Below are 12793 nucleotides of genomic sequence, written 5' to 3'. Positions count from 1 at the left end.
TTAAAATATAAATTTATTTTTAAAGTATTTTTTTAAAAATATTAACTTCTATAATTATTAACACTAAAAAATTTATAAATATTATTATTGACAATTGATTAAATTTATTTACGGAATATGTCTAATCAAATAATTCTAATTTTAATTGGATTAATGATGTAAAATTTTTATCATTAATAAACTCTGTTTTGAAAGTTTTGAAAGTTGCTTCAGCAACAGCGTTATCATAAGGACAACCTTTTTTGCTTAAAGAGCGGGTAATATTGAAAGCTAATAAAAGTTTATCAATAGTTTTATTATTAAATTCATTACCGCGATCGCTATGAAATATTTTAATATTTTTTAAACAACGATTTGAGCACATAAATGCTTGATATATAGCTAACTAAAGTAATCTTTACTCATATCTTGAAAAACAAAATCAATCGCTTTTTTAATATTTGGTCAATAATTTGGTAATATTTTGAGGCTTTTTAAAAATCTGTGTATCTTTTTACAAAGTTACTAGTTTAGATTAATTCTATCTTCAAATTTTATCATAAAATGAGCAATTGCTGTATTTCAATTTTGAATGGGCATTGTTCATTTTTTTGTTATATTTTCAATTGCTAAGTAAAATATTTTAAAAACTTCCATATCATTTGGAAAAACTTTTTTATTTCTAATAACTTTTCGTAATTGACTATTAACAGATTCAATAGCATTTGTTGTATAAATCACTCTTTTGATTTCTGCAGGATAACTAATAAAAACCATTAAATTATCTCAATTTTTATATCATGATTTAGCAATTTGAGGATATTGTTTATTTCATTTACTTTCAAAATATTCTAAAGCTTGCATTGCTTGTTCTTCACTAAATGCACTATAAATTGGTTTTAAATCTGTAACTAGTGATTTTCTATGTTTGTATGAAACATATTTTAAACTATTTCTAATTTGATGAACTATGCATAATTGATGTCCGGTTTTAGGATAAACTGATTGTATTGCTTATGACATTCCTGTTAAATTGTCACTACAAGCAATAAGAATATCATTTAAGCCTCAATTTTTCATTTCTGTGAAATTAGATAATCAAAACTTAGAACCTTCATTTTCGCTAATTCATAAACCTAAAATATCTTTTTTACCTTCTAAATCAACTCCTAGTGCTATATAAACTGATTTGTTAATAATGAGTTTATCTTGTCGTACTTTAACTACTATAAAATCAAAATAAACAATCGGATAAACACTTTATAATGGCCGATTTTGTCATGCTTTAACATCATCAATAACATCATCAGTAATTTGACTAATAACACTTTCACTAATATCAGCACCATGATATAACTCTTGTAACTGCATTCTAATATCTGATAAAGTCATGCCTTTGGCATATAATCAAAGAACTTGTTGATCAAAACCATCAAATCTTCTTTGTCTTTTTGCAACTATTACTGGCTCAAAATTACTATTACGATCTCGTGGTACATTAATCTCAATTTTACCTTGTTGAGTTATTAATTTTTTTGAACTTATACCATTGCGAGCATTATCACTATTATTATGTTGATTTTTTTCATACCCTAAATAATTTTGCATTTCAGAATTTAACATTTTTTCAACTAATCTTTTTGTTAATTCTTTATATAAACCTCCCTATTTAAAAACTGTTGTTAAATCTTCAGCATTTTCTAATAATAAATCTACTGCTTTTGATATTGGACCATTATTATTAATATTTTGTTTTTTAGACATACGTAACTCACTCTTTCTATTTATTTAATTTTATTTACTAGAATTAATTAAACATATTTATTTTTGTAAGTTACACAGATTACTAAACATTACCAATATTTTTCTTATATTATGTTTTATAGCAAATCAAAAATGTTCAATTTGATTTAAATTAGGAGAATATGGTGGAAGAAATAATAGTTTGCATCCAGCATTTTCAATTAATTGTTGTGTTAATTTAGATTTATGAAACGTTGCATTATCTAAAACTATAATTTGTCCACGCTTTAATACTGGAATTAGTATATTTTTTACATATGATTCAAAAATTTTACTGTTGCAATGTCCTTCAAATGCTCATAGGGCTTTTAATTTACCTTTATTTAGTGAACCAATTATACTCATTCTTTTTATTTTATACGCGGGTTTATTATCAAATAATCTTTTACCTTTTTCAGATCAACCATATTTATAAAATTCATTATCATCAATTCCAGACTCATCAATATATACTAAATCTTCATTCATTATTTTAGCTATTTCTTTTAAAAAATCTTCTTGTTTGTTTTTATCTCTTTGTTCATATAAAAAAGTTTTTTTTATATGTATAATTTAGTTTTTTGAAATAGTTATAAACTGTTTCTTTAGTCATATCACCAAATTTTTCAATTACTTTTTGAACTGTAACATCTTTATTTTGCGCTAAATAATTTTTTAATTCATCTAAATCCTTTATTTTGTGGCTATGTCCTTTTTGATAATTCAAAATTGGTTTTATATGCCCAGTTTCTTTTTTTCTTTTTCTTCATAAGAATAAAGTCTTTCTAGTAATATTGAACACTTTACAAATTTCTTTAATTTTCATGTTTTTACTTTCATAGGCTTCTATTACTTTTCTTCGTAAGTCTTCACTGTATGGTTTTTGCATAATTTAATCTTCCTAATCTATTTTAAATATTGCTTAATTAGACATATTCCGTAAATAAATTTAATCAATTGTCAATAATAATATTTATAAATTTTTTAGTGTTAATAATTATAGAAGTTAATATTTTTAAAAAAATACTTTAAAAATAAATTTATATTTCAAACACAAAAATTGTTAATATTATTTTTATATTAACTTGATAAAAATTTAAATTTTTAAAAAAATATTTTTAATATTTTTTTATTTTAATGGTTTTGTTTTATTAAAAATTTCACAAAGTAAGTTAAATCTTAAGTACATAAGTCTAAATATACTTTTTCTACATTTATTTATTAAAATTTTGAATCTTTTTAATCAAGCAAAAACATGTTCAACTTTAATTCTAATTTTTGAAATAATTTTATTTTAGATTTTTTCTTGTTTAGTTAATTTTTTATTTTTAGTTTTTTTAATTGGTAATATAGTATTTTTATAAATATTTTGTATTCCTTGATATCCCAAATCACCAATAATTATTGTTTTTTCTGAAAATTCAAGATTTGAATTTTTTAATATTTGAAAATCATGTACTTTTCCATTATCAGCAAAAATATCAACAATTTTTTTATTAAAAAGTCATATATAATTTGAAATTTTATAGAAAACATTCAACTTTTACCAGAAAAATATTCTAACTGTAGTTTTTTTTAGTTGGTCTTTCAATTTCAATTTCAGTTGAATCAATTAAATAAAATTGAACTTCATTTAAATCTTCTTGTTTTTTCTCAATTTTTGATTTATATTTTGTTTTTAAAAACTGATAATCTTTGTCATCACTAAGTTTATTTTCTACTCAAGTAATATTTCGAAAACAACTTGATGCACTCATTTTATATTTAATACTCATTTGGAAAAAAGTATAATATTCTTTTCAGTATACTAAAGTCATTATCAATCTTTCTTCAACTGAAAGTTTATATTTTCTACCTTTAGTTTTTTTTAAATTTTCTATTTCAATTAATTTTTTTAACATTTCATCAAAATGAAAACGTTTTATACCAAAATATCTATAAAATTGTTCATTTTTTAATTTTTTTAAATTTTCAAAATTCATTTTTATCAACACCTTATTAATTTATTAATAAAGAAATTATAAAATAAATTTTAAATTATTAATTGACTTTTAAAAAATTTATTTACGGAATATGTCTATTGTACTTTTAAATTAAAAAACTGTTTAAATTACATATTATTATTTTACATTATTTATGAATAAACATTACTTTAGTTAGCTATATTTCAAACAATTGTTTTCATTTCGAAATATGCTATTGAATTCATTTCAATTCATTTTTTCCTCCACACTAGTACATGTGGGGATAATTTCCTAAATTTATTCTAAAAAAATTATAAATATTTATATAGTAATAACTAAAATTAAAAAAATTATTTTATAGTTTAATGTTTTAAAAATTAAAACTAATGATAGAATTAAACCATAAAATAAATTAAAAGAAAAGGTAGTGAACACATGCATAATGAAAGCAAAATACAACATATTAATTCTATAAAAGAAGTTGAGCAACTTTTACAATCAAAAAAAATAACAGTAATTTATTTTTCAGCAGAATGATGTGGTCCTTGTAAAATGTTAGGGCCGAGATTTGAAAATGTTGCTAATGACGAAAAAAACAAAAATATTAATTTTATTAAAGTTGATGTTGACAAAGCTAAAGAACTAGCAAAAGAATATGAAATCCAATCAATTCCAACATTAATTTATTTTAATAAAGAAGGAAAAGAAGTTAAAAAAACTTTTAGTTTAGTTTCTGAAAAAGATATGACTAATATTATCGAAGAAATGGGAAAATAAGGTATTTATAATGGCTATTAAATTAATTGTTCTTGATCTAGATGGAACTTTACTAAAAAGTAGATGAAAAATTCATCCTAAAAATCTAATTGCAATTCAAAAAGCATATCAAAAAAATATTAAAGTTATTATTGCAACAGGAAGAGCACCAAGTTCAACCATTGATATTGCAAAAGCATGTTTAATGCACGAAAAAACCGGTCATATTATTTGTTATAATGGCGGTAACATCATTGATATTACTAATGATAATAGATTAGATATATTATATGAAAAATCATTAACAAAACAGCAAATACAAACAATAGTTAAATTTGCTAATAAAAATAATTTAGCAATGTGAGGATATAGTACCGATAATAAAACAGGCTTAATTAATCGTAGATCGCTAAAAGTTAAAATTATGGAAAATTTTAATAACCTACCAACTAAACAAATTGATGAGAATACCGATGAGGGTATGTATAAAATTTTATTATTTTGTAAAAAGAAAAAACAAGTTAATCCAATTTTAGAACAATTAAATACTATAAAAGATTTAGAACTCGCTACTTCTTCTCATAGTGTTATCGAAATTAATCCAATTGGTGTTAATAAAGCTGTTGCTGTACAATTTTTATGCAAAAAATGAAATATTACTCCTGACCAAGTACTAGCTTGTGGTGATGGTATGAATGATTATAAATTAATAAAGTGGGCTAAATATGGTATTGCAATGCAAAATGCTCATCCTAATTTAAAAGAAATAGCATATGACGTTACTAGTAAAAATACTTGTGGTGGTGTTGCAAAAGTTATCGATAAATATGTATTTCCTAAATCAGAGTTTGAATAAATAATAGTTTAATTTTCTAATATAATTTATTATTAAATAAAACTTTAAAAATGCTGGAAAATTACCAGCATTTTTAATTCAATATCCTTTATACTTAAATAAATATTTTTCAAATTTACATTCTTTTAATATAAACTAACTATTTATTGAATTATTAAAAGTAACTTTATCTAATACTATAGAAAAAGTAAGGCTATCATTATAAAAAAATGAATTTTCACCAATTCAAAATTTAATATATAGCTAACTAAAGTAATGTTTACTCATATCTTGAAAAACAAAATCAATCGCTTTTTTAATATTTGGTTAGGCTTTTTAAAAATCTGTGTATCTTTTTACAAAGTTACTAGTTTAGATTAATTCTATCTTCAAATTTTATCATAAAATGAGCAATTGCTGTATTTCAATTTTGAATGGGCATTGTTCGTTTTTTTGTTATATTTTCAATTGCTAAGTAAAATATTTTAAAAACTGCCATATCATTTGGAAAAACTTTTTTATTTCTAACAACTTTTCGTAATTGAATATTAACAGATTCAATAGCATTTGTTGTATAAATCACTCTTTTGATTTCTGCAGGATAACTAATAAAAACCATTAAATTATCTCAATTTTTATATCATGATTTAGCAATTTGAGGATATTGTTTATTCCATTTACTTTCAAAAGATTCTAAAGCTTGCATTGCTTGTTCTTCGTTACATGCACTATAAAGTGGTTTTAAATCTGTAACTAGTGATTTTCTATGTTTGTATGAAACATATTTTAAACTATTTCTAATTTTATGAACTATGCATAATTGATGTTCGGTTTTAGGATAAACTGATTGTATTGCTTCTGACATTCCTGTTAAATTGTCACTACAAGCAATAAGAATATCATTTAAGCCTCGATTTTTCATTTCTGTGAAATTAGATAATCAAAACTTAGAACCTTCATTTTCACTAATTCATAAGCCTAAAACATCTTTTTTACCTTCTAAATCAACTCCTAGTGCTATATAAACTGATTTGTTAATAATGAGTTTATCTTGTCGTACTTTAACTACTATACAATCAAAATAAACAATCGGATAAAAACTTTCTAATGGCCGATTTTGTCATGCTTTAACATCATCAATAACATCATCAGTAATGTGACTAATAACACTTTCACTAATATCAGCACCATGATATAACTCTTGTAACTGCATTCTAATATCTGATAAAGTCATGCCTTTGACATATAATAGACATATTCCGTAAATAAATTTAATCAATTGTCAATAATAATATTTATAAATTTTTTAGTGTTAATAATTATAGAAGTTAATATTTTTAAAAAAATACTTTAAAAATAAATTTATATTTCAAACACAAAAATTGTTAATATTATTTTTATATTAACTTGATAAAAATTTAAATTTTTAAAAAAATATTTTTAATATTTTTTTATTTTAATGGTTTTGTTTTATTAAAAATTTCACAAAGTAAGTTAAATCTTAAGTACATAAGTCTAAATATACTTTTTCTACATTTATTTATTAAAATTTTGAATCTTTTTAATCAAGCAAAAACATGTTCAACTTTAATTCTAATTTTTGAAATAATTTTATTGTAGATTTTTTCTTGTTTAGTTAATTTTTTATTTTTAGTTTTTTAATTGGTAATATAGTATTTTTATAAATATTTTGTATTCCTTGATATCCCAAATCACCAATAATTATTGTTTTTTCTGAAAATTCAAGATTTGAATTTTTTAATATTTGAAAATCACGTACTTTTCCATTATCAGCAAAAAGATCAACATTTTTTTTATTAAAAAAGTCATATATAATTTGAAATTTTATAGAAAACATTGAACTTTTACCAGAAAAATATTCTAACTGTAGTTTTTTTAGTTGGTCTTTCAATTTCAATTTCAGTTGAATCAATTAAATAAAATTGAAATTCATTTAAATCTTCTTTTTTTTATCAATTTTTGATTTATATTTTTTTTAAAAACTGATAATCTTTGTCATCACTAAGTTTATTTTCTACTCAAGTAATATTTTGAAAACAACTTGATGCACTCATTTTATATTTAATACTCATTTGGAAAAAAGTATAATATTATTTTCAGTATACTAAAGTCATCATCAATCTTTCTTCAACTGAAAGTTTATATTTTCTACCTTTAGTTTTTTTAAATTTTCTATTTCAATTAATTTTGTTAACATTTCATCAAAATGAAAACGTTTTATACCAAAATATCTATAAAATTGTTCATTTTTTAATTTTTTTAAATTTTCAAAATTCATTTTTATCAACACCTTATTAATTTATTAATAAAGAAATTATAAAATAAATTTTAAATTATTAATTGACTTTTAAAAAATTTATTTACGGAATATGTCTAATGAAAGAAATTGTTGATCAAAACCATCAAATCTTCTTTGTCTTTTTGCAACTATTACTGGCTCAAAATTACTATTACGATCTCGTGGTACATTAATCTCAATTTTACCTTTTTGGGTTATTAATTTTTTTTAATTTATACCATTACGAGCATTTTCACTAGTATTATGTTGATTTTTTTCATATCCTAAATAATTTTGCATTTCAGAATTCAACATTTTTTCAACTAATCTTTTTGTTAATTCTTTATATAAATCTCCCTCTTTAAAAACTTTTGTTAAATCTTCAGTATTTTCTAGTAATAAATCTACTGCTTTTGATATTGGATCATTATTATTAATATTTTTTTAGACATACGTAACTCACTCTTTCTAGTTATTTAATTTTATTTACTAGAATTAATTAAACATAGTTATTTTTGTAAGTTACACAGATTACTAAACATTACCTAAAAATAATTTAATCATTAGATTCTTTAATATAATTAAACAATTATGCCGGTGAATTCAATTATCATCATAGGCTGTTTGATTTGCTTATATTTTAATTAAAAGTTATTAACGATCGTCACCATTATTAATAGTGCCTTTAACAATAACATAATCACATTTTGTTAATGCAGATAAATCTTTACCGCCAGCATAAGAAATAGCAGATTGTAAATCTTCTTCCATTTCTTTATAAGTATCGGCAATTGAACCTTTATATGGAACAAGTATTTTTTTACCTTCAATATTTTTCGCTTCCGCTTTGTTAAAAATACTTGCTGATCCAAAATATTCTTTGTAAGATTGACCATTTATTGTAACAATTTTGCCAGGTGATTCATCATAACCCGCTAAAATACTTCCTGCCATAATCATAGTGGCACCAAAAGCTATTGCTTTAGCAATATCACCATTACATCTAATACCGCCATCTGCAATTAATGGTTTAGTGGTGCTATTGGCAACATCTTGTAAAGCATTTAATTGTCAACCACCTGTACCAAATCCAGTTTTTAGTTTAGTAATACAAGCTTTTCCTGGACCAACACCAAATTTAATTGCATCAGCGCCTCATTTTTCTAAATCTTTAACAGCGGTTTTTGTCATAACGTTACCAGCAATAATAAAAGGTTTAGTATTTGTTTTAGCAAAAGTATTTTTTATAAATTTAATCATTTCTTTCATAGCATTACTATGACCATGAGCAATATCAATAGTAATAAATTCAGGAATTAGATTCAGTTTGATTAATTGTTCAAGTAACTCTTTATCCTCTTTTTTAACGCCAATGCTAATTGAAGCATATAATTTTTGTTCATGCATACTTTTAATAAATTTAATTTGATCGATATTAAAACGGTGCATTACATAAAAGTAATTATTTTTAGCCAATCAAATACATAATTCTTGGTTAATGACAGCACTCATATTTGCCGGAATAATTGGAATTTTAAAAGTAAAATCATTTAGTTTAACGCTGGTATCACATTCTTTTCGTGATTTAACTATTGCTTTATTTGCAATTAGATTTATATCTTCAAAATCAAATTTCACATTCATTTTTTATTTATTCTCCTTAGTCTTTACTAATTGTAATAGTCAAAATATGTACATATTATTTTATAACGTTTTAAATAAAATGCTAAAGGACTAAAACACCATTAGTATTATATATTATTTTTTTGCAATTTAATTATCTTTATTATTAATTAAGTCTGATAATTGGTTAATCATTTTCTTTAAATTAGTAATTAATGGGTTATAAACATCAATTTGTGTTAAATCAACACCCGCATCTTTTAAAATATCTAACGGATATTTGCTGCCACCATTTTTTAAAAAGTTAAGTAAATTTTCTTTTTTACCATTTTTAACATCTTCATAAAGTTTATAAGAAACGGTAATTGAGGTAGCATATTTATAAACATAATAAGGTGAGTGGAAAAAATGAAGAATTCGTGGTCATGAGTATCCTTTTGCTTTTTCTTCGTATTTATCTAATGCTTTTTGTCCATATTTATTTGCTGTATTTTCAAATAAATCAGCCAAAATATCGGCGTTTAATGGCACTTCTTTTTCTACTAATTTATGTGCTTCTCATTCAAATTCAGCAAATTGAATTTGACGAAAAAAAGTACCAATTACAGTTTCAATATGAGTTTGTAGTAAGTAAATGCGTTCTTGATTATTTGACGTTTGATTATATAAATAATCAAATGCTAGATGTTCATTAACTGTTGAAGCAACTTCAGCTAAAATAATTGGATAGTCAGCATTTGGATATTTTTGATATTTTTCTGAAAATAGGGTGTGAACAGAATGACCTAATTCATGAGCTAGTGTATTAAGCGAATTAATAGTATCATCTCAATTCATTAAAATAATGGGTTCTACGCCATTACCACCTGTTGAATAAGCACCAGTTCGTTTATTTGTGTCTTCATAATAGTCAATTCTACCTGGTAATAATGCTAAGTTTAATTGTTCTGAATATTCATCACCTAAGATACTTAAAATTTTTTTGATTGAATTAATACCTTCTTCAACACTGAATTTTTTGGTTGGTATTGTTGTCATTTTTAAACTAGTATCGGTACTATAAAATTTTTTAAATTTAAAAAATTTACGTTTTAAATTATAAAATTCTTCTACTAAAATAGCGTGTTTCTGTCCCGTTTTTATTAAATTTTCATATAGTATTAATGGTACATCATCACTTAATAAACTATATTCTAAAGTAGTTAAATGTTTTTTATTATCTTTTTCTTTATCGTTGTTACGAATTTTTATTTCTTCAACAGCTACTTCTAAAATACTTTCATAAACTTGTGCTAATGAATGTTTTTTATTTTTAATATCTTCATAAAATTTTTTTGAAATATCAATTCTTAATTGTTGATCTTTTACTGGATTACTATTTTCTAAAATGTCTAAATATAAAGTTTGCGTTAATTCTTGTTCTTTATTTTGATAATTAAACATTGTTTTTTGTTTATCAGCATAAACCAAACTATCATATAAACCACCAGCAGCACTTCTTGATTTACTAACTTTGCTTAGTAAAGTTTCATCGTGCTCACTTAAAATAAATTTTTCAAATTTAAAGAAAACTTCCATATCATGTTTATATATCATTAATGAGGGATCATTATTAATCCAGTTTTTAATAGTTTGTAAACCAATAGTTTTAATTTCTGGTTCAATCCACGCTAACTTTTCCGATAACTTACTTTGTTGAGTCGCAAATAAACTAGATAATTGTTGCAATTCTAAGTTAGTTTGATCTAAATCTCCATAATGTAAATATTGTACAACTTTAGAGCCTAACATTGATATTTCTTTGCTAATTACTAAATATTTTTTAAAGTTATCAATATTATTTAATTTTCCTTTAAAAGTTAAAAGTTGATTGGCAAATTTATCAAAATCAGGTAAAGTTTTTTTTCAAGATTCATTATTAATAAATAAATGCTTAAAATCTCAGCAGTACTTTTTTTTATTTTTTTCATTTAATTCAGAACGCTTCATAGTTTTTGCTCCATTCTATGGTAATATTACAATACAATAATAATACAATAATATTGTTTAACTTATCTATTTTTGTTGTAATTTTCGAAAATATTAATTCAGATATATTGTAATTATTTTAATATTACCATTTAGGAGTGAAAATATGGATAAAAATATTCTACTTAATGTTAGTAGTAAACTTGGATTAAAATTAACAGCGGTATTCGCTGATAAAGTTCCTCATGAATTGATTGCTAAAGAAAAAAATAAATTAACATTAATTTCTGAAGATAAAACTTATTACCTATATTTAGGTGATAGTAAGAGCTTAACTCGTAATGATGTTTATAATTTTTTTGTAAATTTTAGTAGTAATAATAGTCAAGATTTGGATATTGATGTCAAATCTTTTGTTACGAGTAATTTAGATGAAAGTATACTTTTACAAACTATATATGAAGCATTATGATTCGATACTTTTAAAGAATATACTTTAAAAAGTAAAAAAAATGAAGAAAAAAAAGTTAAATATAATGTTGTTTCAACAGCAAAATTCCCTAACTATACTTCACAACAACAGATCGAAATTCAAGGAGAAAGTATTAATTTAGCACGTAATTTGCAAGATATGCCACCTAATTTATTATATCCCGAAGTTTTTGCAAAAAAAATTCAAGATGCAGCAAAAGGTATTAAAAATTTATCAGTAAAGGTTTTAGGGCAAAAAGAAATAACAGAACTAAATATGAATTTATTATTAGCAGTTAATGCTGGAAGTAATTTTGATGCTCGTGTTGTTGTTTTAGAATATAAAGGTGATCCACAGCATGCCGATGATATTTTAGGATTAGTTGGTAAAGGAATTACTTTTGATAGTGGTGGTTATTCACTAAAACCTTCTTCAGCAATGAAAGGTATGAAATTTGATATGTCGGGTGCAGCTAGTGTATGTAATGCTGCCATTGCTGCTGCTAAATTACAATTAAAAATAAACTTTGTTGCTGTTGCTTGTTTAACAGAAAATAAGATTGGTGGTCATGCTACTTTAGTAGAAACAGTCTTTACTTCAATGAATGGTAAAACTGTAGAAATTAATAATACCGATGCAGAAGGAAGGCTGGTATTAGCAGATGGTATGACATATGCTTTACGTAAAGAAAAAGCAAATCGTATTATTGAATTATCAACTTTAACTGGTGCAATGCTAGTGGCATTAGGTAGCTATATGACTGGTGCTTTTGCTACTGATGATAAATTATTTAATGATTTTGAATTATCATCACAACAAACTAATGAAGAAATTTGAAGAATGCCAATTCATCAACAAAATATTTTAAATATGCGTTCATCTAAAATAGCTGATTTAAGTAATATTTCTAAAGATCCATATGGTTGTTCATCAAATGCTGCTGCATTTTTAAAAGAATTTAGTGAAGATAAACCATTTTTACATTTAGATATTGCGGGAACTGCTTATAAAAATGATCGTGGTATGGGTGTATTAATTAAAACATTAGTTCAATATATGAAAAATTATAGTACAAGTAAATAAAGTTATAAAAAAGTGAGGATTTTTAAAAATCT

General features: G+C 23.3%; 13 protein-coding genes and 2 pseudogenes. 3 read left to right on the top strand and 12 right to left on the bottom strand.

Features of this window, described 5'->3' with window-relative positions; all coding sequences use genetic code 4:
• Positions 1-124: 124 nt before the first annotated feature.
• From ABWV63_RS05690 to ABWV63_RS05665, 6 genes and pseudogenes are all read right to left on the bottom strand, one after another.
• Positions 125-337: pseudogene (locus tag ABWV63_RS05690) on the bottom strand (IS3 family transposase); the annotation flags it as partial.
• 167 nt (positions 338-504) lie between these two features.
• Positions 505-1743: pseudogene (locus ABWV63_RS05685) on the bottom strand (IS256 family transposase).
• A gap of 57 nt (positions 1744-1800) precedes the next feature.
• Positions 1801-2250: an IS630 family transposase gene (locus tag ABWV63_RS05680; protein WP_353305558.1), complete on the bottom strand. Its 450-nt coding sequence runs from the start codon at positions 2248-2250 to the stop codon at positions 1801-1803.
• A 40-nt stretch (positions 2251-2290) separates the two neighbouring features.
• Entirely contained in the window at positions 2291-2650 is a 360-nt protein-coding gene (locus ABWV63_RS05675) for an IS630 transposase-related protein (protein WP_353305557.1), read from the bottom strand.
• A 405-nt stretch (positions 2651-3055) separates the two neighbouring features.
• Positions 3056-3301: a hypothetical protein gene (locus ABWV63_RS05670; RefSeq protein WP_353305556.1), complete on the bottom strand. Its 246-nt coding sequence runs from the start codon at positions 3299-3301 to the stop codon at positions 3056-3058.
• 19 nt (positions 3302-3320) lie between these two features.
• The gene (locus tag ABWV63_RS05665) at positions 3321-3743 is read right to left on the bottom strand and encodes a transposase family protein (protein ID WP_353305555.1); all 423 of its coding nucleotides are present in this window, start codon (positions 3741-3743) and stop codon (positions 3321-3323) included.
• 417 nt (positions 3744-4160) lie between these two features.
• On the opposite strand from ABWV63_RS05665, the gene ABWV63_RS05660 reads away from it, so the two are divergent.
• Entirely contained in the window at positions 4161-4502 is a 342-nt protein-coding gene (locus ABWV63_RS05660) for a thioredoxin family protein (protein WP_353305554.1), read from the top strand.
• Positions 4503-4512: 10 nt separating this feature from the next.
• Positions 4513-5337 carry an HAD family hydrolase gene (locus ABWV63_RS05655; RefSeq protein ID WP_353305553.1) on the top strand — a complete coding sequence of 275 codons (825 nt, stop codon included), beginning with the start codon at positions 4513-4515 and terminating at the stop codon, positions 5335-5337.
• A gap of 346 nt (positions 5338-5683) precedes the next feature.
• Here ABWV63_RS05655 and ABWV63_RS05650 read toward each other — a convergent pair whose 3' ends face one another.
• From ABWV63_RS05650 to pepF, 6 genes are all read right to left on the bottom strand, one after another.
• Entirely contained in the window at positions 5684-6595 is a 912-nt protein-coding gene (locus ABWV63_RS05650; RefSeq protein WP_353305552.1) for an IS256 family transposase, read from the bottom strand.
• Between the two features lie 357 nt (positions 6596-6952).
• A complete protein-coding gene (locus tag ABWV63_RS05645) occupies positions 6953-7174 on the bottom strand; it encodes a hypothetical protein (protein WP_353305551.1) in 222 nt (73 codons plus the stop codon).
• A 267-nt stretch (positions 7175-7441) separates the two neighbouring features.
• Positions 7442-7615 (bottom strand): hypothetical protein, encoded by a 174-nt coding sequence (locus ABWV63_RS05640; RefSeq protein WP_353305528.1) that lies wholly within the window; start codon positions 7613-7615, stop codon positions 7442-7444.
• A gap of 78 nt (positions 7616-7693) precedes the next feature.
• On the bottom strand, positions 7694-7810 hold the full coding sequence (locus ABWV63_RS05635; RefSeq protein WP_353307191.1) for a transposase: 117 nt from the start codon (positions 7808-7810) through the stop codon (positions 7694-7696).
• 459 nt (positions 7811-8269) lie between these two features.
• The gene (locus tag ABWV63_RS05630; protein WP_353305550.1) at positions 8270-9259 is read right to left on the bottom strand and encodes a GMP reductase; all 990 of its coding nucleotides are present in this window, start codon (positions 9257-9259) and stop codon (positions 8270-8272) included.
• A 129-nt stretch (positions 9260-9388) separates the two neighbouring features.
• Positions 9389-11227, bottom strand: coding sequence for an oligoendopeptidase F (gene pepF, locus ABWV63_RS05625; RefSeq protein ID WP_353305549.1), 1839 nt, complete (start codon positions 11225-11227; stop codon positions 9389-9391).
• A 229-nt stretch (positions 11228-11456) separates the two neighbouring features.
• On the opposite strand from pepF, the gene ABWV63_RS05620 reads away from it, so the two are divergent.
• Entirely contained in the window at positions 11457-12761 is a 1305-nt protein-coding gene (locus ABWV63_RS05620) for a peptidase M17 (RefSeq protein ID WP_353305548.1), read from the top strand.
• The last annotated feature ends 32 nt before the right edge of the window (positions 12762-12793 follow it).

It is taken from the genome of Spiroplasma ixodetis (assembly GCF_040369795.1).
Lineage (GTDB): Bacteria > Bacillota_I > Bacilli_A > Mycoplasmatales > VBWQ01 > Spiroplasma_E > Spiroplasma_E ixodetis_B.
This window is presented reverse-complemented; position numbering and strand designations above follow the sequence as displayed.